Source organism: Acinetobacter sp. AOR34_HL (assembly GCF_027854795.1).
Classification (GTDB): domain Bacteria; phylum Pseudomonadota; class Gammaproteobacteria; order Pseudomonadales; family Moraxellaceae; genus Acinetobacter; species Acinetobacter junii.
Genome location: NZ_JAKTID010000066.1, coordinates 22259 through 46853 on the forward strand (window position 1 = coordinate 22259; position 24595 = coordinate 46853).

25 protein-coding genes and 1 pseudogene are annotated in these 24595 nt (G+C 39.1%); 5 read left to right on the top strand and 21 right to left on the bottom strand.

The features are described from left to right. Positions 1 to 64: 64 nt before the first annotated feature. From MKL32_RS11115 to pheS, 3 genes are read right to left on the bottom strand one after another with little or no spacing between them, the layout of a single operon-like run. The gene (locus MKL32_RS11115; protein WP_004664224.1) at positions 65 to 361 is read right to left on the bottom strand and encodes an integration host factor subunit alpha; all 297 of its coding nucleotides are present in this window, start codon (positions 359 to 361) and stop codon (positions 65 to 67) included. Next, positions 358 to 2739, bottom strand: coding sequence for a phenylalanine--tRNA ligase subunit beta (gene pheT, locus MKL32_RS11120; protein ID WP_204378884.1), 2382 nt, complete (start codon positions 2737 to 2739; stop codon positions 358 to 360). The genes MKL32_RS11115 and pheT overlap by 4 nt, the downstream gene beginning before the upstream one ends. Before the next feature lie 32 nt (positions 2740 to 2771). Beyond that, on the bottom strand, positions 2772 to 3752 hold the full coding sequence (pheS, locus tag MKL32_RS11125; protein WP_125272164.1) for a phenylalanine--tRNA ligase subunit alpha: 981 nt from the start codon (positions 3750 to 3752) through the stop codon (positions 2772 to 2774). A gap of 231 nt (positions 3753 to 3983) precedes the next feature. Here pheS and MKL32_RS11130 point away from each other — a divergent pair, with 231 nt between their 5' ends. Further along, positions 3984 to 4985, top strand: a complete 1002-nt coding sequence (locus MKL32_RS11130; protein WP_125272165.1) for a hypothetical protein — start codon at positions 3984 to 3986, stop codon at positions 4983 to 4985. A gap of 25 nt (positions 4986 to 5010) precedes the next feature. Here MKL32_RS11130 and MKL32_RS11135 read toward each other — a convergent pair whose 3' ends face one another. The 3 genes from MKL32_RS11135 to rpmI form a co-directional block, all read right to left on the bottom strand. Further along, positions 5011 to 5514, bottom strand: a complete 504-nt coding sequence (locus MKL32_RS11135) for a GNAT family N-acetyltransferase (RefSeq protein WP_171455453.1) — start codon at positions 5512 to 5514, stop codon at positions 5011 to 5013. Between the two features lie 343 nt (positions 5515 to 5857). After that, complete coding sequence (rplT, locus tag MKL32_RS11140) at positions 5858 to 6217, bottom strand: 50S ribosomal protein L20 (RefSeq protein WP_000124858.1); 360 nt, start codon at positions 6215 to 6217, stop codon at positions 5858 to 5860. 11 nt (positions 6218 to 6228) lie between these two features. Then, complete coding sequence (gene rpmI, locus MKL32_RS11145) at positions 6229 to 6423, bottom strand: 50S ribosomal protein L35 (RefSeq protein ID WP_004637967.1); 195 nt, start codon at positions 6421 to 6423, stop codon at positions 6229 to 6231. 235 nt (positions 6424 to 6658) lie between these two features. Between rpmI and MKL32_RS11150 the strand changes: the two are divergent. After that, a pseudogene (locus MKL32_RS11150) lies at positions 6659 to 7911 on the top strand (MFS transporter). Positions 7912 to 7946: 35 nt separating this feature from the next. Here MKL32_RS11150 and MKL32_RS11155 read toward each other — a convergent pair. The 3 genes from MKL32_RS11155 to MKL32_RS11165 all read right to left on the bottom strand — a co-directional run bounded on the left by MKL32_RS11155 (position 7947) and on the right by MKL32_RS11165 (position 9434). Beyond that, entirely contained in the window at positions 7947 to 8372 is a 426-nt protein-coding gene (locus MKL32_RS11155) for a YqaA family protein (protein ID WP_042891713.1), read from the bottom strand. Continuing rightward, the gene (locus tag MKL32_RS11160) at positions 8372 to 8725 is read right to left on the bottom strand and encodes a hypothetical protein (RefSeq protein WP_204378885.1); all 354 of its coding nucleotides are present in this window, start codon (positions 8723 to 8725) and stop codon (positions 8372 to 8374) included. The genes MKL32_RS11155 and MKL32_RS11160 overlap by 1 nt, the downstream gene beginning before the upstream one ends. A gap of 91 nt (positions 8726 to 8816) precedes the next feature. Further along, positions 8817 to 9434, bottom strand: a complete 618-nt coding sequence (locus tag MKL32_RS11165) for a glutathione S-transferase N-terminal domain-containing protein (RefSeq protein WP_004960689.1) — start codon at positions 9432 to 9434, stop codon at positions 8817 to 8819. Positions 9435 to 9722: 288 nt separating this feature from the next. Between MKL32_RS11165 and MKL32_RS11170 the strand changes: the two genes are divergently transcribed. After that, a complete protein-coding gene (locus MKL32_RS11170) occupies positions 9723 to 10196 on the top strand; it encodes an Hsp20 family protein (protein ID WP_125272167.1) in 474 nt (157 codons plus the stop codon). A 60-nt stretch (positions 10197 to 10256) separates the two neighbouring features. Here the strand turns inward: MKL32_RS11170 and infC are convergent, their stop codons facing one another. Then, positions 10257 to 10808 (bottom strand): translation initiation factor IF-3, encoded by a 552-nt coding sequence (gene infC / locus MKL32_RS11175; protein WP_075696111.1) that lies wholly within the window; start codon positions 10806 to 10808, stop codon positions 10257 to 10259. A gap of 5 nt (positions 10809 to 10813) precedes the next feature. Beyond that, positions 10814 to 12736, bottom strand: coding sequence for a threonine--tRNA ligase (gene thrS / locus MKL32_RS11180; RefSeq protein WP_004906717.1), 1923 nt, complete (start codon positions 12734 to 12736; stop codon positions 10814 to 10816). Between the two features lie 266 nt (positions 12737 to 13002). Here thrS and MKL32_RS11185 point away from each other — a divergent pair, with 266 nt between their 5' ends. Continuing rightward, positions 13003 to 14646, top strand: a complete 1644-nt coding sequence (locus MKL32_RS11185) for an acyl-CoA synthetase (protein WP_125272168.1) — start codon at positions 13003 to 13005, stop codon at positions 14644 to 14646. 45 nt (positions 14647 to 14691) lie between these two features. Here the strand turns inward: MKL32_RS11185 and yjgA are convergent, their stop codons facing one another. From yjgA to mazG, 9 genes are all read right to left on the bottom strand, one after another. Continuing rightward, a complete protein-coding gene (gene yjgA / locus MKL32_RS11190; protein WP_005403728.1) occupies positions 14692 to 15228 on the bottom strand; it encodes a ribosome biogenesis factor YjgA in 537 nt (178 codons plus the stop codon). Between the two features lie 2 nt (positions 15229 to 15230). Next, positions 15231 to 15500 carry an HPr family phosphocarrier protein gene (locus MKL32_RS11195; RefSeq protein ID WP_004637957.1) on the bottom strand — a complete coding sequence of 90 codons (270 nt, stop codon included), beginning with the start codon at positions 15498 to 15500 and terminating at the stop codon, positions 15231 to 15233. Then, the gene (rapZ, locus tag MKL32_RS11200; RefSeq protein WP_004906708.1) at positions 15497 to 16348 is read right to left on the bottom strand and encodes an RNase adapter RapZ; all 852 of its coding nucleotides are present in this window, start codon (positions 16346 to 16348) and stop codon (positions 15497 to 15499) included. The genes MKL32_RS11195 and rapZ overlap by 4 nt, the downstream gene beginning before the upstream one ends. A 22-nt stretch (positions 16349 to 16370) precedes the next feature. Next, positions 16371 to 17216, bottom strand: a complete 846-nt coding sequence (gene panC, locus MKL32_RS11205; protein WP_005403727.1) for a pantoate--beta-alanine ligase — start codon at positions 17214 to 17216, stop codon at positions 16371 to 16373. Positions 17217 to 17219: 3 nt separating this feature from the next. Then, positions 17220 to 18029 carry a 3-methyl-2-oxobutanoate hydroxymethyltransferase gene (panB, locus tag MKL32_RS11210; protein ID WP_004906704.1) on the bottom strand — a complete coding sequence of 270 codons (810 nt, stop codon included), beginning with the start codon at positions 18027 to 18029 and terminating at the stop codon, positions 17220 to 17222. A gap of 39 nt (positions 18030 to 18068) precedes the next feature. After that, positions 18069 to 18557: a 2-amino-4-hydroxy-6-hydroxymethyldihydropteridine diphosphokinase gene (gene folK, locus MKL32_RS11215; RefSeq protein ID WP_004960709.1), complete on the bottom strand. Its 489-nt coding sequence runs from the start codon at positions 18555 to 18557 to the stop codon at positions 18069 to 18071. After that, entirely contained in the window at positions 18554 to 20008 is a 1455-nt protein-coding gene (gene pcnB, locus MKL32_RS11220) for a polynucleotide adenylyltransferase PcnB (RefSeq protein WP_005403725.1), read from the bottom strand. Before pcnB ends, folK begins: the two co-directional genes overlap by 4 nt. A 138-nt stretch (positions 20009 to 20146) precedes the next feature. Continuing rightward, positions 20147 to 20572, bottom strand: coding sequence for a ComEA family DNA-binding protein (locus MKL32_RS11225; protein WP_039908929.1), 426 nt, complete (start codon positions 20570 to 20572; stop codon positions 20147 to 20149). Further along, a complete protein-coding gene (mazG, locus tag MKL32_RS11230; RefSeq protein ID WP_270900543.1) occupies positions 20541 to 21347 on the bottom strand; it encodes a nucleoside triphosphate pyrophosphohydrolase in 807 nt (268 codons plus the stop codon). The genes MKL32_RS11225 and mazG overlap by 32 nt, the downstream gene beginning before the upstream one ends. 98 nt (positions 21348 to 21445) lie before the next feature. Between mazG and MKL32_RS11235 the strand changes: the two genes are divergently transcribed. Beyond that, entirely contained in the window at positions 21446 to 22219 is a 774-nt protein-coding gene (locus MKL32_RS11235) for an SDR family oxidoreductase (RefSeq protein ID WP_125272170.1), read from the top strand. A 39-nt stretch (positions 22220 to 22258) separates the two neighbouring features. Here MKL32_RS11235 and MKL32_RS11240 read toward each other — a convergent pair whose 3' ends face one another. Beyond that, positions 22259 to 24565 carry a RelA/SpoT family protein gene (locus tag MKL32_RS11240; RefSeq protein WP_270900544.1) on the bottom strand — a complete coding sequence of 769 codons (2307 nt, stop codon included), beginning with the start codon at positions 24563 to 24565 and terminating at the stop codon, positions 22259 to 22261. Positions 24566 to 24595: the final 30 nt, after the last annotated feature.

Genomic DNA, 24595 nt, shown 5'->3' on the forward strand with positions numbered 1-24595 from the left:
TTTTTTTATGCCTGATACTTTTATGTTTAATTTTAAATAAAAAAGTAGATATAAAAAAAGCAGATCAATCGATCTGCTCATTTCCAACACGTTGTCTAAATTTCTGCCCCGCTCTAAACGTCACTACACGACGAGCAGAAATTGGAATTTCTTCGCCAGTCTTAGGATTTCGCCCTGGGCGTTCACGTTTATCACGCAATTCGAAATTACCGAATCCAGAAAGTTTGACTTGTTCACCCGCAATTAAGGCTTGGCTTATTTCATCAAAAAATAGCTCAACCATTTGCTTTGCTTCTCGGCGATTTAAGCTAGTAAGCTCACTTAAATGGTCCGCCATCTCTGCTTTTGTTAATGCTGTCATGAGGCCCTCAATGTCGCTTGGTAAGTGTCTTCCAACACTTGAATAATGTTATCCATACCAGATTTGATCTCAGCATCTTCAAGCGTACGAGTCGGATGCTGCCATAACAAAGCAAATGCTAATGAGCGTTTGCCCTGTTCAACCCCTTGCCCCGTATACACATCAAATAACCAAGTTGAGTCGAGTAACTCACCACCTGTTTGTTTGATTAACTGCTGAATATCTCTTACCTCAATCTTATCAGAGATTAAAAGCGCAATATCACGTCTAACCGATGGAAAACGTGATAATTCTGTAAAATTAGATACATAAGATTGCAAAACAGCCTGTTGATCCAATTCCGCAACCCAAGTAATGCCTAAATCAAGTACATTTTCTAATGATGGGTGCAAACGCCCTAAATATCCAATTGACTTGCCATCAACCAATATTTCAGCAGATTGACCAGGATGTAACCACTCTCTTTCGGTACGAATATAATCAGCATTCACACGACCAGCAGCTAATATCTCTTCTATTTCGCCTTTAAAGTCAAAAAAGTCCATCGCTTGCGGCTTGATATGCCAAGATTCAGGAGTACGCGAGCCCACCGCAATCAATGCCAGTGTTGGAATCTGTTTAAGATCATGAATATCTTTTGCATTTTGATAATCAAAACGTAAACCTAATTCGAAGAAGCGTACACGTTGCTGTTGGCGGTTCAAATTATATTGAACACAAGGAATCAAGCTAGATAATAAAGTACTACGCATTGCCGCTAAATCACTAGAAATCGGATTAGCAAGCATTAAAGGTTGTACATTTGGATTTAACTGTTTTTCCAATTTTGCATCAGCAAAACTAAAACTAATCGCTTCTTGATAACCTAAAGTTGCAACAGTTTGACGAAGCTGTGCGACTTCGAAACGATCCTGATATTTTTCTAATTTCACATCAATTTTTGGCAAACTGATTTGAATGTTGTCATAACCGTGAATACGTGCAACTTCTTCAATCAGGTCTTGATAGATTGCCATATCATAACGATGTGATGGTGGAACAACACTCCATTCACCTTGAGCTTTAGTTTCCACCATACAACCCAAACGAGCTAATGCATCAGCAATAAACTCACCAGCAACTTCATAACCCAGCAACTGATCGACTTGTGATTGCTTCAGTGGAATTGCTTCTCGTTTTGGTAATAACTCAGCTTGCTCTGCTACTGTAATTGGGCCAAACTCTCCACCAGCAAAAGCCTGAATAAGCTCTGAAGCACGGTGCATTGCAATCATTGGTAACTCGAAGTCGACACCACGCTCATAACGTTGAGATGAGTCAGTATGCAAACCAAAACGACGCGCACGACCAGCAATTGCTAAAGGTGCGAAGAATGCACTTTCAAGGAAAATATCCTGCGTATCGTCTGTAACTGAGGAATCCAAGCCCCCCATAATTCCAGCGATTGCCAAAACTTTTTGCTGATCAGCAATGACCATAATGTCTTCTTGTAACTCAACTTCTTGATCGTTGAGCAGCACCAATTTTTCTTGAGGCTGTGCTTGGCGAACTTGAATTGTTCCTTCGATTTTTGCTAAATCAAAGGCATGCATCGGCTGACCTAACTCAAGTAATACATAGTTGGTCACATCAACCAAAATACTATGTGTGCGAATCCCTGAACGAGCGAGTGCTTGTTCCATCCATTCAGGTGTTTTAGCTTTAACATTTACATTTTTTACGATACGACCTAAATAGCGCGGTGTACCTTCAGTTATGATATTAACGATTTTCTCATCAGCAATTGTTGCTGCTATTGATTGAATCTTAGGCTCATTTACATTCAATTGATTGATGACTGCAATTTCACGTGCAATACCACGAATACTAAAACAGTCACCACGGTTTGGCGTGATACTGATGTCAATCACATTGTCATCAAGTTTTAAATATTCACGAATATTCATGCCAACAGGTGCATCAGCAGGAAGCTCTAACAAACCATCAATCTTGTCTTCTAAATCAATTTCAGAAGCACCACATAGCATGCCTTGTGATTCAATACCACGAAGCTTGCCTTTCTTAATTTTGAAATCGCCTGGTAGTACTGCACCGATAGTTGCAACAGGTGCCTTCATTCCTACACTGACATTTGGTGCACCACAAACAATTTGTAATGGATCACCAGAGCCAATATTTACCGTCGTAACACGTAAGCGATCTGCATCTGGGTGTTGTTCAACAGTGAGTACTTCTCCAATGACAACACCTGTAAATGGCTTTGCCACAGGTGCAAGTTCATCGACTTCCAGACCAAGCATGGTCAATTGATCAGAAAGGGTTTCGCTATCAATCGCTGGGTTCACCCATGTGCGTAACCAATTTTCACTAATTTTCATCTGTATAAACCTTATTTAATCCTGAAAAACTGTTAGGCAAACTGGCGTAAAAAACGCACATCATTTTGGTAGAACATACGTAAGTCATTGATGCCATAACGCAACATTGCAAAACGCTCTACCCCTAAACCAAAAGCAAAACCTTTGTATTTATCAGGATCAATACCAGAAGCACGAAGTACATTTGGATGTACCATGCCACAACCTAAAACTTCCAACCAACGACCGCGTTCATCCATAATATCCACCTCAGCACTTGGTTCAGTGAATGGGAAGTAAGATGGACGGAAACGCACTTTTAAATCTTTTTCGAAAAATTCATTCAGAAGATTAATCAATAGACCTTTTAGCTCAGCAAAGCTGGTGTTTTCAGCAACGTACAAACCCTCGATCTGATGGAACATCGGCGAATGCGTTTGATCCGAGTCACAACGATATACACGACCAGGACACACGATGCGAATTGGCGGCTGACTTTTCTCCATGGTACGAATTTGTACACCCGAGGTATGAGTACGAAGTAAATGCGTTGCATCGAAATAGAAAGTATCATGCATCGCGCGTGCTGGATGATGACCTGGAATATTTAAGGCTTCAAAGTTGTGATAATCATCTTCAACTTCTGGGCCATGTGCAACCTGAAAGCCTGCTTTGGTAAAGAATTGACAAATACGTTCCTGAACTTGAGTCACAGGATGGATGCTTCCCATACGCTGACCGCGACCAGGCAAAGTGATATCAATCGTTTCGCTTGCTAATTTTTTTGCCAACTCAGCTTGTTGTAGTGTCTGCTGACGTTCAGTCAAAGCAGCATTGATAGCCTCACGAACAGCATGAATCGCAGCACCTTGTACTTTGCGCTCTTCAGGATCCATTTTTCCTAATGCTTTAGACTGCTCTGCAAGCTGGCTTTTTTTCCCTGTAAATTGCACACGAACTTGGTCGAGTGCGGCAAGGTCTTGAGCCGCTGCAATGGCAGCAAGCGCTTCAGTGGTCAGGGCTTCCAGTGACATAGTAACTCTCAAAGCAACAAATTATAGAAATATAATAAAACGCTATAGTTTATCAGCTTTTTACCTAGTTTATGAAGATAAAGGACTGTTTAAATAGAGTACTTTTTAGCGTTAAACTTTATGCCCAAATGGACAACAAATGCCCGTGGTGCAATAAATTTTCGCAAAAAAATAATCAATATCTAAATAAAATGTATAAGATACGAGTATCGTCAATGAGAAACAATAACGATGGCGCTTGATCAAATCTGGAAACAACAACTTACACTTGTTAGCTATGGCAATGAATTTCTTGCAGGAAATCTGAACTTTAATCGCTGGATCGAACATCCTATTTTCAGTAAAAACTGCTTAATCTTCAGAGATCTACTATCACAACATTTGCTGGCACAACATTTCCAAATTTGGCTTGAGAGTTTGAAAAAACAAGGCGTCAAAAAACTAAGCTTACATCTTTCTAGCATTCTCAACGACGAACAAAATCCCAACCCTAATGTCGAGCTTCTACCATTTGCACATTTTATTGTAAGTCATCAAGCCAATAAAAAAACCGCTTGGATTTGCGGACATGAACTCGCTGAATGGTTTAACACTGATCAGGAATTTGAAACACCTTTTTCTCAAAAAAGCACAATAAGAGAAGAGACATTTTGGCGCTATGAATTAAATGATAAATACGCTAAAAAAATCGATACTGATTTACAGAAAATCAATTGGAACGATGTCTCAAAATTTTTAGAGCGCGAATTATTCAATAGCAAATATGTGGAATACTTTTTAGAACCTGAACAACAAGATTTCCCATTTTATGGCTACGAAATAGATCATAATCAGCCTCATGAAACACTTTTAGCGTTGATCCCAACAGATTATCCAGCTGATTGTGCCCATCAATTATTACATCGAACACAAGCAATTATCGATTACTTAGAAGAACAAAAAAAGCACCCTTATACAGATTCTGGTGAACTTATTAGCCCTGAAGAACAAATCAATCTTCGTAATTTTTCACAGAAGGCTGAGGATTTATTCGCTAAATTAATCGTCAAAACAGCAAATCATTATCAGACGGCTCAACTTACCATGGATGAACCAGAGATCATCGACCGAACTATGGAAATCCCACAACAGTTCAATGAAGCTCATCCACACAAGGTTGGAACTTCTAGCGTGATTAAATTAATTATTCTCACAGTCATTATTTGTTTGGTTGCTTATTATTTTGGGCTTTAATAAAAGCGTACAGCTTTTAATTAGATTAAATTTCCCATTGATAAATTAGCTCCGTTATTCCTTCGCCGAACTCTGGAAGTTCGGCTTCTCCAATCAATTCAGCTCCAATCTTTTCATAAAAGAAACGACTAGGGTTCTTATTAAAAACCTCTAAACGAATAAACTGATATCTTTTCTGAACAACATAGTCGTACAAGCATTGAAACATTTCACGCCCAATACCTTGTTTTTGGATGTCCTGCAAAAGATAAAAAGCGCGAATTTCAGCTACATTATTTTCAGGATTTAAATATCCATCTAAAAAGCCCTTTATTTTTTGATCTTCAATATACACTAACAATTGATGGTCTAAACTTCTTGTGAGTGCTTGCCATAATATCAATTTTTCCTGTACATCTAATTGATCTAATATTTCTTGATTAAGAATACTTGAGTAAGTTTCTTTCCAACACAGCACGTGAATCTCAGCGATTTTAGCTGCATCTCCAAAGTTAGCTATGCGTATTTGACCTTTTCGATTGCTTTGCAATTCAACCTCCACAAAAATTTGTTCAGGTAAGTGTTGATCACCCAACTTGTATATGAATGTTAAAGAAGCAAAAACTGTGCAAAAGCGAACTAATTATTAAGATCATTTTTCTAAATTAAAAAAATATTTAGCTATAAAAAATAGAGTTTTCACAATTTAAATCACATACTTAAATTGAGAAAACTTAGACTACTAAAAGCAATAATTTACGGTTATAAAAAATAAATTATGGATGCTCCTATTCTTTTAGGAGATTTTATTGATCTCTCATTATTCTCTATTACTAAATCCTAAAACCATAAAAAAGACCGCTAAAAAGCGGCCTTCTTTTGAATCTCTAAGCTTATGCAGCTAATGCGCCTTTAGCTTTTTCAGCTAAAGCAGCAAATGCTACTGCATCATGCATAGCGATGTCAGCTAATACGCGACGGTCGATGATCACTTGAGCTTTTTTCAAGCCATCGATCATACGGCTGTATGACAAACCGTTTTGACGAGCACCAGCATTGATACGCGCAATCCATAAAGCACGGAATTGACGTTTCTTTTGACGGCGGTCACGGTAAGCGTATTGACCAGCTTTGATTACCGCTTGGAACGCTACGCGGTAAACGCGTGAACGAGCACCATAGTAACCTTTAGCGCGAGCAAGAATTTTTTTGTGACGACGATGAGCCACTACACCACGTTTTACACGAGCCATTTATAATCTCCTTAGATGTATGGGCACATAGCACGAACTGATGCAACGTCACTTACGTGAACCATTACACAACCGCGCAATTGACGGATACGCTTAGCAGATTTTTTGGTCAAAATGTGGCGCTTGAATGCTTGTTTGCGCTTGAAACCGTTTGCAGTCGCTTTGAAGCGTTTAGCTGCACCACGGCGAGTTTTTAACTTAGCCATAGTAACCTCTTTTAGGCACCTGTTCGGCGCGTTTGCACTATTGCAAATCGACCTGCAGGTAAGGAAGGCAGCATAATATAACATCTGCGAATAAAACAAAAGTAAAATGCTCATTTTTTGAGTAAGAGTAAGACTTTTACTCAAACGAAATTTTCCATCATTAATTCTCAAAATACGAGAAATTTATATTAATTACTTGCTTATAATAGCTTCAATTCCATCATAAACACTCGAAATGAATACACAACAAGATGCTTTTGCTGCATTGCGCTATCGAGATTTCTCTATCGTTACCTTGAATCAATTCTGCTTAACACTGGCAATTCTGATTCAAGAAATTATCGTTGCTTATTCACTGTATCAAATCACACGTGATCCACTCACATTAGGTTTTATCGGTTTAGCTGAAGCCATTCCATTTATTGCGCTTTCCTTATGGGGTGGTTATTTTGCAGATAAACTCAATAAGCAAACCATTATGAAGGTCTGTTTATTTTTTGCAGCACCATTGCCACTCGTGCTCTGGGCACTCTTCCATTTATATGGTTTAGAAAAGATTAGTGTCTCAACTTTGTCATGGGGAATTTATGCAGTCATTTTTGCATTAGGAACAACCCGAGGTTTCTACAACCCCTCAGCAACCTCTCTCAAACCATTTCTTATTCCACGTGAACTTTATGCGAATGGTGCAACATGGACGACGATTGGTTGGCAAAGTGGCGTGATTATCGGTCCAATGTTGGGTGGATTTATGCTGGCATTTCTTGGGCGAGAGACCAGCTTGTTCACAGTCACAGGATTGTTAGCAACTTGTTTTATTCTGATTACCCAACTTCAAAAAAGAACTTTTCCAAAAATGGAAACTGAGAACGTTCTTCAAAGTCTGACAGACGGTTTTCGCTTTATTTGGAAAACCAAAATTGTCTTATGGGCCATATCATTAGATCTTATTTCAGTATTATTTGGAGGGGTAATTGCACTTCTGCCTATATTTGCTGAGGATATTTTAAAGGTCGGTCCAGAAGGATTGGGATATTTACGTGCTGCTCCATCAATTGGTGCGTTGTTAACAATGTTTGTTTTAACCAAATTTCCACCAACGCATCATGCTTGGCGAAATATGTTATTCGCTGTTGCTGGTTTTGGTATTTTTACTATTCTATTTGCATACTCAAATAACATTTGGCTATCTCTGTTTGCACTGGCAATGACGGGTGCATGTGATAGTGTTTCTGTTGTTGTTCGTCAAACCGTCTTACAGATTTTCCCGCCTGAGAATATGCGAGGTCGTGTTGCTGCGGGTAATGGCATGTTCGTTTCTTCAAGCAATGAACTCGGCGCTTTTGAATCTGGTTTAGCCGCTAAGTATATGGGAACCATAACTGCAACCATTTTTGGCGGATGTATGACACTTGCTGTGGTGACTTATTGTTGGTTCAAAACAACTGATTTATTTAAATCGATATCACCAAAGGTTCGGATCATTAGAACACTTAGGGAAAGCCTGTAAGCTTTCCCTACCCTCAGAAAACACCTAGATATAAAGCATATAAAGTTAAATAACGCCCACCTTTGGCAATCGTAACGATCAGCAAAAAGCGCCAAAAATTTTCTTTCATCAATCCTGCAATTAAAGTGATCGGATCTCCAACGACAGGAGTCCAGCTTAATAATAAAGAATAGAAACCATATTTATGATAAATCTGTTGTGCTTGTACTAAACGCTGTTCAGAAACAGGAAACCATTTTTTATCTTTAAAATGTTCAATTTTCAGCCCTAACCACCAGTTCACACATGAGCCTAATACATTGCCTACAGTCGCAACTAAAATCAAATAAAATGGATTAGAAAGCCCCTGCACCAGTAAAGTCATTAAGACTGCCTCTGACTGTAGAGGCAGTAATGTCGCTGCGCCAAAAGCAGAAATAAATAGTAAAAGATAAGAGATCACGAAACTTTTGGCTCTGATTTAGATCGGACAATATAACTTAGGCTTGAATATAAAAATGGAACAATAAAAGTAATCCAAAATGCGGCATCAGATTTAATCATTTTCTGTAATATTGTTAATTGTATCTCACCCTCTGAAACAGCATTCCAATCAATCAACAGTGTGAGATCAACATAAAAAAGTAAGATAAGGTATAAAGCGAAAATGCCTCCACAAACACCTGTATAAAAAACAGAATGCTTTGCTTTGACTTGTAAAAGTGCAAATAGTGAAGCAAAAACAAAGCCTGTACTTAATATTAAAACTAAGACCATCCATCCAAAATTATCTATCGCTAAAAAATATTGCATCAGACTGCAACTCACTGCTACTACGATCAGTAATCCCATGAGAAGAGCCCAATGCTTAATATAATCATTAAACACGGTAGTAATAATAAAATTAAACTTTGATCGATAATGCTTTTTGAATAGCAGGACGTGCGGTCAAACGTTCAATATAGTCTTGAACATATGGATAATCCTCAAGCTGTATGCCTTGCCAATCGTAACGCAACGCCCACGGCAGGATAGCCATATCCGCAATAGAGTATTCACCAGCTACAAACTTTTGACCAATTAATTGTTTATTGAGAACACCATACAGACGTTTAGTTTCATTCACATAGCGCTCTATCGCATAAGGAATACGTTCAGGTGCAAATTTACTAAAATGATGATTCTGACCAAGCATCGGACCGAAACCACCCATTTGCCACATCAACCATTGCTCAACTTCAACACGTTCTTGTTCATCCGTAGGATAGAATAATCCAGTCTTCCGACCTAAATATTGTAGGATTGCACCTGATTCAAATACAGAAATCGGTTCACCATTTGGTCCATTTTGATCAACAATCGCTGGAATTTTATTATTTGGCGAAATACGTAAAAAATCAGGTTGAAATTGATCATTTTCCAAAATATTAATTGGAAAAATTTGATAATCCAAGCCCATTTCCTCAAGTGCAATGGTTATTTTATGTCCATTGGGTGTTCCCCAATAATAAAGATCAATCATTTTAAAATTATTCTCCATACACCGTAGATGGTGGCTCTTTACACACCTTAATAGATTTAAAAAGAAACAACAAGTTCTGTAAATTAAAAATAATTTTTATAATTATCAAATATATATAAAATTTATTTAAAAAAATAGATCTTTAACTTGAATTTTTTAAACTCAAACACATATTAATTATTGTGTTAGAAATGACGATTTTTAACATTCTGTCGATGTTTATACATGGCAGGTTTAAGTTTTATCTTCTTATTTTTAAAACTTTGCTGACCTCAGGAGGTTCTAATCATGAGTAATCTAAATCTTCATCCTTTATTTCGTCGTAGCATTGGATTTGACCGTTTAAATGATTTTATTGACTACGCCATGCAAAGTGATACACCCAATTACCCTCCATATAACATAGAGAAATCTGGTGAAAACCGTTATCGCATTGTGGTGGCTACCGCAGGTTTTAGCCTAGAGGAATTAGGACTGAGTCTAGAAAATCAGCTTCTTACCATTTCAGGTAAACCTGAGGTTGTTCAGAAAGAAACAACTGAATATCTGCATAAAGGAATCGCGCGTCGTGCCTTTAAATTGTCTTTACGCTTAGATGAACATATTGAAGTTCAACAAGCTGATTATGAGAATGGTTTATTGGTCATTGACTTGGAACGAATCATACCAGAAGAGAAACTTCCACGCGAAATCCCAATTGGTAAGAAAAAACTTTTACTTGATCAGCCTGAATCTACAGAAAAAACTGTAAGTACTGAGTAATTATGCTTTAAATCAAAAAAGCCCTGCTATTCGAGCAGGGCTTTTTTGATGATAGGATGATTACTTTTTCTTTTTCGGACCAAGTAACATGCCCATCTGACGACCTTCCATCTTCGGTGCTTGTTCAACTACACCAAACTCAGCAACGTCAGCTTCAATTTTTTGTAATTGAGCCAAACCAAGCTGTTGATGTGCCATCTCACGACCACGGAAACGCAAGGTAATTTTCACTTTATTTCCTTCTTCAAGGAAACGTAAAATTGCGCGCAATTTTACCTGATAATCACCTACATCCGTTGCTGGACGTAACTTGATTTCTTTCACTTGCACTTGATGCTGTTTTTTCTTCGCATCTTTTTGCTTTTGTTTCAAATCAAACAAGTGCTTGTTGTAGTCCATGATTTTACAAACAGGCGGTTCTGCATTAGCAACAATCTCAACAAGGTCAAGATTTGCTTCTTCAGCAGCACGTAATGCTTCAGTTAATGAAACGACACCTTTTTGTTCTCCATCTGCAGCAACAAGGCGTACTTCTTTTGCACGGATCTCGTCGTTAATCGCAGGACGGTTACTTTTAGCACCTTGTTGTTGGTTACGGTCAGGCTGTTTAATCTTTATTACTCCACAATGTACCGGCCACGTTCGGCTACGGCAGATTTCACTAGATCAATGAATGCATCCACTGACATAGTACCTAAATTTTTTCCTGAGCGAGTACGGACATTGACAGTTCCCTCTTCAACTTCTCGGTCACCAAGAACCAGAAGATAAGGAATACGCTCTAGGGTACGCTCACGAATCTTAAATCCGATTTTTTCATTTCTCAAGTCAGAAATAGCACGAAGACCATTTTCTTTGAGTTTTGCAACGACTTGCTCACTCGCCTCAGCTTGAGAATCAGTAATGTTCATAACACAAGCTTGAACTGGGGCAAGCCAAGGTGGCATGAAACCAGCGTAATGTTCAATTAGTATACCAATAAAACGCTCAAAACTACCAAGTATTGCACGATGCAGCATGACTGGTTGATCACGTTCGTTTTCTTCCGTCACATATGAAGCATCTAAACGAATAGGTAAATTGAAGTCACATTGGATTGTACCGCATTGCCACACACGACCTAAGCAATCTTTTAATGAAAATTCAATCTTCGGACCATAGAATGCACCTTCACCTGGTTGCAAGTCCCAAGCCAAGCCCGCATCATCCAAAGCATCAGCAAGAGATTTTTCTGCTAAATCCCAAAGTGCATCATCACCTACACGCTTTTCAGGACGTGTTGAAAGTTTCATTTGAACTTCTTCAAAGCCGAAGTCTTTATAAACATCCAAAGTCAGCTTAATAAAGTCTGCAACTTCTTTACCAATTTGCTCTTTGGTACAGAAAATATGTGCATCATCTTGGGTAAAGCCACGAACACGCATAATTCCGTGTAATGAACCAGATGGTTCGTTACGATGACATGAACCGAACTCCGCTAAACGGATTGGTAAATCACGGTATGATTTTAAGCCTTGATTGAACACTTGTACGTGACAAGGACAGTTCATCGGCTTTACTGCATAGTTTCGACTTTCTGAATGAGTCGTAAACATGTTTTCAGCATAGTTCGCTGCATGTCCTGATTTCTCCCACAAAGTGAAATCAACAATTTGTGGTGTTTTAATTTCTTGGTAACCATTGTCTTGCTGAACTTTACGCATGTATTGCTCAAGCACTTGGTAAATTGTCCAACCATTCGCATGCCAGAACACCATACCAGGTGCTTCTTCTTGCATGTGGAATAAGTCCAAAGCTTTACCAATTTTACGATGGTCACGTTTTTCAGCTTCTTCAATACGTTTGATATAAGCTGCTAACTGTTTTTTATCAGCCCAAGCCGTACCATAGATACGTTGTAGCTGTTCATTCTTCGCATCACCACGCCAGTATGCACCAGAGATTTTAGTGAGTTTGAATGATTTTAAAAATTTAGTGTTTGGTACGTGCGGACCACGGCACATATCCAAATAATCCTGATGGTAGTACAAGCCCATTTGTGTTTCATTTGGCATGTCTGCAATCAAGCGTAATTTGTATTCTTCACCGCGTGCTGTAAATTCTGCAATCACTTCATCACGTGGTGTCATTTTTTTGATGACATCATAGTCTTGATCGATGAGCTTTTTCATACGCTCTTCGATCGCCGCCATATCATCCAAAGTAAATGGGCGTGGCATCCAGATATCGTAATAGAAACCTTCTTCAATCACTGGGCCGATAACCATTTTCGCCTCAGGGAACAATTGCTTAACAGCATGTCCTACCAAGTGCGCACATGAGTGACGAATGATCTCTAGACCTTCTTCATCTTTCGGGGTAATAATCTGAACTGTCGCATCTTCTGTGATTAAATCACAAGCATCCACCAAACGATCATTGATACGACCAGCAACTGTATTTTTTGCAAGACCTGGACCAATGCTTTGAGCAAGTTCCATCACGGAAATCGGATGATCAAATTGCTTTTGATCACCATTTGGTAAAGTAATGATTGGCATAATAAAATCCTTAAGGAGTGATGCCCTATACGAAGGAGCATATCACCGCGAGATTATGTATTGAGGAGGAATCCTCAAAAGATAAAAAACGGCGGATAAAAAAGTATTCAAGATTTTACACAGGTTTAGATAAGGATGAAACCTTTGATTCAGAAAAACCAAAATCATTCAGGCAACACTTCAGACTAAAGCCTAAATGAATTCCGTTTAACAACACACTATGTTGTTATAGATATATGAAAATAACAGAAATGGAGTACAGACACATGGTGAGTGCATATGATGAATTACCAAGAACCCCTGCAAATTTTGTCGCATTATCTCCTTTACGCTATTTAGAACGTGCTGCTTATATTTACCCTCATCAAGCAGCAATTATTCATGGTGCTCGTCAAATCACTTGGCAGCAAACCTATCAACGCTGTCGCCAGTTTGCACATCAACTCAAAAATCTAGGTATTCAAAAAAACGATACCGTTTCGGTACTGTTACCAAATGTCCCTGCAATGATTGAAGCTCATTTTGCAGTACCAATGGCAGGTGCTGTACTCAATACGCTGAATACACGCTTGGATGCAAAAACTATTGCTTTCATGCTTACGCATGCAGAATCAAAAGTACTGCTTGTCGACCCTGAATTTAAAACCCTTGCAGAAGAAGCATTAACACTGATCAATCAAGATATTATTGTGATTGATGTATTTGATGAGGAATATGATGCTGAACAAATCGCACTTGGGCAGTACGAATATGAATCTTGGTTAGCTCAAGGTGATCCTGAATTTGAATGGTTGCTCCCACAAGATGAATGGGATGCCATTAGTCTGAATTATACTTCGGGAACTACAGGTAACCCGAAAGGCGTGGTTTATCATCATCGTGGCGCTTACCTCAATGCGGCAAGTAATATCTTGGCCTGCGGTATGAAACCTCGTGCTGTTTATCTGTGGACATTACCGCTCTTCCATTGCAATGGTTGGTGTTTTGCTTGGTCTATTGCTGCTAGTGGCGGTACCAATATTTGTTTACGCCGTGTCGATTCTGCTCTGATCTTCAAATATATTTCTGAACACAAAGTCGATTATTTCTGCGGTGCCCCTATTGTGCTGTCTATGCTCATCAATGCCCCAACAGATCAACGCACATCATTTGATCATCATGTCGAAGTGATGGTGGCTGGCGCAGCGCCTCCCGTTGCCATTATTGAAGGGATGCGAAATATAGGTATCAATGTCAATCATGTGTATGGTTTGACTGAAACTTACGGCCCGTCTGCTTTATGTGCTGCACAAGCAGGTTGGAGTGATTTATCTATCCAAGAGCAAGCTCAATTACATTCACGTCAAGGTGTTCCGTATCCGTTACAAGACAGTATGCGCGTATTAGATCCTGAAACCATGCAGCCTGTACCCAATGATGGTGAAACCATGGGTGAGATTATGTTCCGTGGCAATATCGTGATGAAAGGTTATCTTAAAAACCCACAAGCCACCGAAGAGGCATTTAAAGGCGGTTGGTTCCATACAGGTGATTTAGCCGTATGTCATCCTGATGGATATGCGAAAATTACTGATCGCTCCAAAGATATTATTATTTCAGGTGGCGAAAATATCTCATCACTTGAAGTCGAAGATGTTCTTTATCGCCATCCAGCCGTTTTAACTGCTGCAGTCGTTGCAAAACCTGATCCACGCTGGCAAGAAGTTCCCTGTGCTTTTATTGAATTAAAGCAAGGTATCTCAGCTTCAGCGGAAGATATTATTCTGCATTGCCAAAAGGAGCTGGCGCGCTTTAAAGTTCCGAAAGATGTGGTGATTACCGAGATTCCAAAAACTTCAACAGGCAAATTACAAAAATTTATTTTAAGAGAATGGGCAAAAGAACGCGCAACAGGTGAGTTTGGAAACTAACTCTAAAATAAAAAAGAAGTTTCATTTGAAACTTCTTTTTTTGAATTAACCTTGATCCGATAATAGTGCTACTTGCTGGACATAATTCACAAATTTACGCTTTGATTCCTCAAGTTCTTCTTCACTCACTTGCTGCTTAATATCGCGATGAATACGCAGAACATGTTGGCGTAAAGTGTGTCTTTCCGAAGCATTAAAAACCTTACTAAATTCATTGATGATTGGGTCACCTTGATCAATCATACGATCAACCCAACGCATCAATTGCATTTGCTTTTTAGCGCCTTGTTGAGGGGTAAGATAAGACAAAATGGTACTTTCATCTTCATTACGCAAGAGTTTACCGATTCGCTGAAACTGGCGACGACGTGCTTCAAAAGAGCTAATCTTTTGCACTTCAAGCAACGCATCAATCAAACGCTCATCAACAGGAAGTTTTTGAATCTGTTTTACATTTAATTGAGCCAATTGCTCACCTAAAGCTGCCATACGTTGCACAGCTTTTTTCTGTTCGGTTCTACTCGCACGTCCCTCTAATGATTCAAAATCCTCATCGGTATAACGCTGGGTACCACGTGCCACTATTACTCTGCCTCATAAAATTTTGCTGCGAACAGCGTTTGAATTTCTTCCAGTGCTTTATCTTCATCAGCACCGTCTATCACTAATCTTAAAGTCGTGCCTTTACCTGCACCTAACATCAACAATGACATAATATTCTTTGCATCAACCAATTTATCGCCTTTCCCAATCTGAATAGAAGAGCGAAACTTTGTGGTGACTTCGATGAGTTTACCAGAAGCACGTGCATGTAAGCCGAGTTTATTAATTACATCAATCGTTGTGTCTATCATGACCAGTGCTTCATTTCTCTATGTAAAATTTGGACAGCCCATTTTGCCTCAAGAGCCTTTTTGAGTCTATCCACAATATAAACGGAACGATGTTGCCCACCAGTACAACCCACGGATATGGTCATGTAATGGCGATGCCCTTCAGCAAAGGCAGGCAACCACTTTTCAAGAAAAGCATAAATATCAGCAAACATCTCATTGGTTTGCTGATTACTTTCTAAAAATTGACGGACTGGCTCATCTAAGCCAGACAGACGGCGTAATTCTAAATCCCAATGCGGGTTTGGTAAATGTCTTACGTCAAATACATAATCAGCATCTAAAGGAATTCCGTGCTTATAACCAAAAGATTGCAAGATCACAATCAAATTATCTGACTGACCTAATTTTGACAGTAAGATATGTTTTAAATCATGAACACTTTTATCTGTGGTATCAATATGAACTGTAGAGCGAAATTGTATCGGAATAAGCAGTTGCTTTTCTTCTTGGATACATTGCAACAGACTATTAAAACGGCTCGCTAAAGGATGTGGTCGTCGTGATGCACTGAAACGCGCTATCAAGTCTTGATCTTGAGTCGTCAGATAAATAACATCAACCGAACCATGTCTTTTTAACTGCTCGAAGACATGATCGAACTCTTGCATATCTGCACGAGTGCTTCGGATATCAACACCTAAGGCAAGTTGCTCCAAATTATTCTCATGATCTAGTTTTGCCACAATCTCAGGCAATAATGCCAAGGGTAAGTTATCTATACAATAATAGCCGAGATCTTCAAGCACTTGTAATGCTGAAGATTTCCCTGAGCCTGACTGACCTGTAACGATAAGAATACGCTTCATGGCATTTTGCCCTTTTATAGTTTTATGTTTTATATTCGACTTGTAAATTATCAATCAATCGTGTCGAGCCAAGTTTTGCAGCAACAAACAGTACTAAGTTTTGAGTAAACTGTTCAATTGGCTGTAAATTTGGCTGTCGAGCCTCGACATAATCTACAACAAAACCTGCTTGAGTCAACTGATCCGAGATTGTAGCCAAAACCGCTGACAAGGCTTTACCTTCATGGAGATCTTGCTCAGCTTGTTTCAATAGCTGATAAATCTTTGGTGCTGTTGCACGTTGCTCTTCAGTTAAATAACCATTACGAGAGCTTAAAGCCAAACCATCTTGAGCGCGAACAATTGGCACCCCAATCACTTCAAGCGGAATATTCAAGTCTTGAACTAATTGACGGATAACAGCAAGTTGCTGATAGTCTTTTTGCCCAAAAAATGCATAATCTGGCTGAACAATATTAAATAATTTAGTAACGACAACCGCAACACCATCAAAATGTCCTGGACGTGATTTACCACATAAATCGTCAGTAATCTGACCAACACTAATGTTAGTTAAACGTGGCTGTGAACCATACATTTGTTCAACAGAAGGTGCAAAAATAATATCGCAACCAACATCAGCCAATAAACGACTGTCTTGTTCTAGTGTACGCGGATAACTATCAAAATCTTCTCCAGCACCAAACTGGATTGGATTAACAAAAATACTTACGACAACGACATCGCAAATCTTCTTTGCCTCACGAACTAAGGTCAAATGACCTTCATGCAAATTTCCCATGGTTGGTACGAAACCAATCATTTTTTTTGCAGCACGTGCAGGTGAAAGAGACGCAGTTAAGCCTTGAATTGTTGTTTCTGTTTTCATGAATTACAGCTCAACTTGGAAAGTATGTTCTTTAGCTGGGAAAGACTGATCTTGTACAGCAGCATGATAGGCTTTAAAGGCATCTAGGATTGCTGTTTCACCTGATTGTTCTTTCATAAAGTTACGTACAAAACGTGCAACACGCCCAAATGTTAGCCCAAGCATATCCTGTACAACCAACACTTGACCATCGGTTTGATTACCTGCACCAATCCCAATCACAGGTGTGTTTGGAAATAATTCAGCAATTTCTTTACCGAGTTGTGCTGGTACGCATTCAAGCAATAAAACTGCTGCGCCAGCATCAACTACAGCTTGGCAGTCTGCAATCAATTGATCAGCTGCTTCACGTGTTCTCGCCTGTAGTTTATAACCGCCAAAAACATGTACAGACTGAGGTGTTAAACCCAAATGTACACAAACAGGAATACCATTACGTGTAAGCACTTGAACCAATTCACTTAACCATGCACCACCTTCGATCTTGACCATCTGCGCGCCAACTTGCATCACAGCTTTTGCACTTTTCAAACCATCTTCAAGTGTCGCATAACTCATAAATGGCAAATCAGTCATGATCAAAGCATGCGAATTACCGCGACGAACAGCAGCAGTATGGTAAGCCATATCTTCTACTGTTACAGGAAGGGTTGAGTCCCGTCCTTGTATCGCCATTCCTAGAGAATCACCGATTAAAATCGTATCGATTTCAGCCAGTTCCATTGCTTTAGCCATACTTGCATCGTAACAAGTTAGACATGAAAACTTGCGTCCTTCGGCTTTAAACTTTCTTAAGTCACTTAGACTAATCATGATGGTGTCCTCTACAGGCATTTCCAGAACAGACAAATCTTAAGCATTTGCCCAAGATTGATCTGCGATTACAGTCAAATTTGCTTGCTGTAAAAGTTCTAAATCTCTTAAAGAATGACCATTTATTTGTAAATGATCATCTAAATCTAATAATGGAATCACGACAAAATCACGCTCCAACACACCAACATGTGGCACGGTCAAACGCTCATTGTGTATCTGCTCTTGTCCATAAATCAGTAAATCCAGATCAAGAGTCCGCTCTCCCCAATGACGCAAACGAATACGTCCAGCATCTTTCTCAAACTGTTGCAATTGATCAAGCAAATCTAGTGGCGACAATTCTGTATCTAACTGAACCACAGCATTCAGATAATGAGGCTGATCTTGCGGTCCCATCGGTGGACTTTGATATAGTTTAGAGACTTGAACAGTACCCAAACTTGATAATTTCAAAACTGCTTCTGCAAGAATGTGTTTTGAGTCACCTAAGTTTGAACCTAAACCAATATAAGTACGAATCGTCATTGCGTCGGTCCAAAAACAACTTCTGCTAAATCACGTTTTACACGTTTACGTTTCAAAATCGGATGATCAGCATGAATTAAATTTGAATCAGTTGAAGCTTTCTCAATAAAACGATTGACCGAATCATCTGTTCTAACACGCTCTTTTTTAGCACGTCGATTTTTAGGTTCAGGTACATTCACCAAAGGTTCAATTTCAGTAGTCTTTACATCATCAACTTCAGCAAGCTTACGTCTTGATTTTGTACGTTGGCGATTATATTGACGAATGACCGCTTCTTTTTGATCAATCGACATCTCTTGGTAGTTTTCCCACCAAACACCCATACCATTTGTGCTTGTGTCACCAGACTTCTCACGAAGCAATAAGAAATCAAATCCTGCGCGAAAACGTGCATGTCCTGCTAGGGCTTCTATTTGTTGCGGTTTTGGATTGAGCAAACGTGTCTGCATTTCCCAAACTTCACGAATAAAAGTTTCAGCAAAACGAGGAATAATAGTTCGAGTCGCTTGACGTTTTAAAACATCCAAACCTGCTTGTGCACGAGCCTCTGCAGGAACCCTCCCTTTATTTAAATAAAAATCACATCGCTCTAAAAAAGGTTTCCATAACAATACCGCATAGAAAAATGCAGGATTAATAGTTTTGCCAATTTGAATACGCTGATCTGTATTTCTAGCTGCACGCTCAATAAAAGCAGTGATGTTCGGTGGAATTTCAGCAAACAATTGCTTCCAAACACCAAACTCAATCAACATCGGTAGAACACGGTTCAGGTGTCCCATCGTAAATAATTTTTGAGATTCATCATATAAACGATGCGGAGAGACATCACGCAACAATTGCGTCATCTCAGGATTAAATACATCTAAGATCGAAGAATCAATTTGAAAATTTAATTTTGCAGCAAAACGCAAGGCACGTAGCATTCTTACAGGATCTTCTTCGAAACGCTGAGCTGGTTCCCCAAGAAATCGTAATGTACGTGTTTTAATGTCATCAACTGCATGACAAAAATCTAGAACGATGGCTTTACGTGGTTGATAATATAAAGTGTTAATTGAGAAATCACGGCGAGCAAAGTCCTGCTCAATCGTTCCCCAGTTATTATCTCGTAAGATCATACCAGAAGCACTGGTTACTGCTTTTTTAGGCGGTGCGCGAAAGGTCGCAACTTCAATTAATTCTCGACCAGAATAAACATGTGCAAGCTCAAATCGTCGACCAATAATACGGCAACGTCGACCAAAAACCTCTTTAACTTGAGCTGGTGTAGCATTGGTAACTGCGTCAAAATCCTTAGGATTAAGACCAAGCATCATATCGCGAACACCACCACCGACGATATAAGCTTCATAACCTGCTTTAGTGAGGCTATCAATTACATCAAGAATTGAAGGTGGTAGTTGAGTTGTGGACAAACCACATTTTGACGCGCGCAAAGTTTGCAAAAGACACTGTCTCCTACGTCAGGACGTAAATAACATTTTGTCGCTAATCATAGCTCTAACACACACAAAGGGCAATTTATTCTGTTGAAGTTTCAACAGATCAATTGCTCAGATTAGCGACTTTTTCCCTATTGAATCTTAAAGTATGAGCTTTGCTTTATTCTTCTCAAGCAGTTTTGGCCCGATTCCTTTTACATTCATTAATTCATCTATTGTTTTAAAACCACCCTTCTTTTGGCGGTATTCAATGATTGCTTGAGCTTTTTTCTGTCCCACTCCATTCAAAGTTTGTAACTGTTCTAGATTTGCCTGATTCAAACTAATTTTATCTGACTGAATATTTACAGAAGATGAATATTGTTTGGTGTTTTGCTGACTAGGTCTTGATAAATAGTAACTATTGTTGGGCTGTTTAGCTAACTGCTGGTCACGCGCTTGCTGTTGAGCTTTCCACTTTTCATAAGATTGATCAAATTGCTGCGCATAACCACTTGTATAACACCCAACCCATAGTAAAATCAGTATAAATAGATTATGTCTGCTGCGTGGCTGCGACAAAATCATGTGTTTTCCCCTCAGTATTTAATTGTCGTTTTGCTTGCTCCCAGAGTTCATCGATTTCTGCTAAACTCATTTCTTGCAAGTCTTTATTTTGTCGTTGTGCTTGTTGTTCAATATAAGCAAAGCGGCTTCTAAATTTATAAATTGTTGCCAACAATGCCATCTCACTCGACTGTCCAAGTTTACGACCAACGTTGATCAAAGAAAATAGGCAGTCTCCGAATTCTTCTTGTATTTCATCATTTTTTTGATTTCTAATTGCTTGTTGCAACTCTCCCAACTCTTCTTCTAATTTCGCATAAGCATCAGTCACCGTTTCAAAATCAAAACCAAGTTGCGCTGCTTTCTTTTGAACCTCTTGTGCTTGAACCAAGGCTGGAGCATGTTTGATTTCATCTAATCTAGATACACTTTTATCTTTTTTTTCTTGTAGCTTAATTTGCTTCCATAATTCACTTACTTGGTCTGAACTCAAATCTTTAAACTGATCTGCTTGGAAAACATGTGGATGACGACGTATCAACTTTTCACTGATTGCATCTACCACATCGTTAAAATCAAATATCCCTTTCTCACTAAACATTTGTGATTGAAACACCACTTGCAACAGCAAATCACCCAATTCATTTCGAATCTCATCAATATTGCCCTCACGTATGGCAGCTTCAACCTCATAAGCTTCTTCAATTGCATAACGCGTTAAACTTTCAGGTGTTTGTTGTTGATCCCATGGACATTTTTGTCTTAATTCCTGCATGATCTCTAATAATTTTTCCATGATGACCTCCTCAAACCTAAACCGCTAAATTGTTGCAGCATAAAGCCGCTTGTGCGTAATATACACCCACTCAAGAAATATCAATATAAAGGACAGCAATGCAAGCTAGTGTTTTTATCAGTGGTGCTGCACAAGGAATTGGCGCTGAAATCGCACGTTTATTCCATAAGAATGGCTATAAAGTTGGAATTTATGACATTAACCAAGAACTTGCTGAGCAATTAGCCACTGAGTTAGGTGAGAATGCTAAGGCTGGTTACCTCGATGTCAGCAATTACCGTCAATGGCAAATCGCCTTACAAGAGTTTAGAAACTGGGCTGGTGAACTCAATATTTTAGTCAATAATGCGGGAATTTTGTATTCTGGACCATTTGAAAAAACAGATATCCAATCACACCATCGCACCATTGATATCAATGTCAAAGGCATTATTAATGGCTGTCATACGGCTTTAAATCATTTGCAACAGGCAAGATTTGCTCGTGTTATCAATTTATCCTCTGCTTCAGCAATTTATGGTCAAGCGGATTTAGCCTCATATTCCGCAAGTAAATTTGCCGTTCGTGGTTTAACTGAAGCATTAGATGTCGAATGGCAAAAGTACAATATTCGTGTACTTGATGTCATGCCTTTATTCGTTCAAACCAATATGGTGAAGAATATGGATGCAGGTAGTATTCAAAATATCGGCGTTGATTTAACCCCTGCTGATGTTGCCAAACAAGTATTACATTTGGCACAACAAAAAGATCATACTTTAATTCCGACACATACGCCTGTAGGCATCAAAACCAAACTGATGTATCAATTGTCGAGTATAAGCCCACAATTTTTAAATCGACTCACCAATATTTTCTTATCGAAGCGCTAATACAAAAAAAGCTGCATTTACATGCAGCTTTTTATTAATTTAGCTTCCTTGAACCAAACGCCTAGCGCTAATAATCCCTGGTTGTTGCTCCAAACGAGCTAATAACCGAGACAATTGCGCCAAACCTTTAACTTCAATCAAGAGTTTCATATTGGCGATACCATCTGCCTCAGAAATCGTATTGACCTGACGAATATTAATTTGGTCTGAGAAAATCACCTGTGTGAGATCTTTCAGTAAACCACGGCGATCATACGCTTCCACCACGATTTGAACACTCTGCCCTCGTGTTGGCTGCATTTCCCAATCCGCCTCAACTGCTCGTTCAGTCTCTTGAGTCGTCATACGAATATAATCAGGACAAGCCACTTTATGGATACTTACACCACGATTTAAAGTGATATAACCACCAATTGACTCACCATGAACAGGTTGACAGCACTGTGCAATATGCAGTTCTACGTTATCCAAACCATCAATCAAAATCCCATGCGCAGATAAAGTATGGCTTGCACGTGGATTCAATGCTGGTTTCAGCACTAATTCAGGCTCATCTTGATCTAGATGCATTTGACGATTAACTTGATTAATCAATGCATGTAGACTGATATCACCACTCACCAAAGCCACTAAAATATCATCACCAGATTTCAAATTGAAATGTGATGAATAATCTTTTAGATCAATACTCTTTGGATGAATCGCTAAACGCGCCAACTCTTTATTGAGTAACTCACGTCCAACTTCAATATTTTTACTACGATCTTGCTGTCTAAACCAGTGACGTAACTTATCTCTTGCTCGAGCGGTTTTAATATAACCTAAAGAATTCACCAACCAATCACGATTAGGTTCACGATCTTTCTTCGTTAAAATTTCAACTTGCTCACCTGTTTTCAAGGTATAAGTAAGTGGAACATAACGCTGGTTAACACGTGCAGCATAACACTTGTTACCGACTTCAGTGTGCACATGGTAAGCAAAATCTAAAACCGTCGAACCACGGGGTAATTCTTTAATATCCCCATCACGACTGAACACATAAATCTTTTCAAAATTTTCAAAATCTTGAATATGATCAATACCATTAGACTCATCATCTTCGGCATGTGGTGTTGTTTCAGTACGTTCTTGGTAATGTTCAAGCACTGCACGTAAAGAGTGTAAACGATCATTAAATGAATGATCGGTATTCTTCGCCCCTTCTTTATAGTTAAAGTGCGAACATACGCCTAATTCTGCCTCATTGTGCATTTCAAACGTACGGATTTGTACTTCAAGCGATTTATTCTCAGCAATCACAGCCGTATGCAAAGAGCGATAGCCATTTGCCTTAGGGTTGGTTACATAATCATCAAACTGATTTGGAATATGACGCCACAACTGATGCACAATACCCAAAGCGTGATAGCAGTCAGGAACTCCCTTAACTAAAACTCGAACAGCACGAATATCATATAACTGATCAAAGCTAAGGTTCTTGCTTTTCATTTTGCGATAAATCGAATAAATGTGTTTTACTCGACCACTAATTTCAGCTTGGATATCATGCTCTGCCAATTCAGTTTTGAGTTTATCAATCACGAATTGGATATATTGTTCGCGCTCTAAACGCTTTTCATTCAACAAAGAAGCAATTTCTTTGTATCGCTCTGGCGCTAAATATCGGAATGCAAGATCTTCAAGTTCCCACTTGAGTTGAGCAATCCCTAGACGATGCGCTAAAGGCGAATAAATCGTTAGAATTTCTCGTGCGACACGCTCTTGACGCTCTTTACTTGCAGTCGCCAATTCACGTAAGGCATAAGTACGCTCAGCAAGCTTAATTAGTACAACACGAACGTCTTCCGTCACTGAGATCAGCATTTTATAAATACCACTCAGGTGTTCGCGCTGATTATTATTAAAATGATCTTCTAAACGTTTATTTTTTTCGATCAACTCAGAGAGCTTACCCATTGCAAGCGTACCTTTTACAAGGCTCAACACTTGCTCTCCAAATTGTTGTTGAATATCTTCTAAAGTAATCAGACCTTCACGTACACTACGATATAAGACAGCTGCCGAAAGCGTAACTTCATCAACATGTAAGTGTGCCAAAATATCCGCCATACCAATACCTGTACTAAAGGTATTGCTACGATGATTCACCGTTGTTTCTAACTCTTTTTCTAAGGTAAGTTGCGCAACTTTTTGTAGTTGCTTTAACTCTGCCCCACCCAAGATATCGCGCACTCGATCTAACCATGAGACTAGACCACTTTGCGCTTCAGCGGCATGTTCTACAGTCGTTTCCTCTGACAACTCGTGAAGTCGTCCAGGTAACTGCTCACGTACTGTGACCATACCATTCTCCTCTGGATATGTAACTCATTT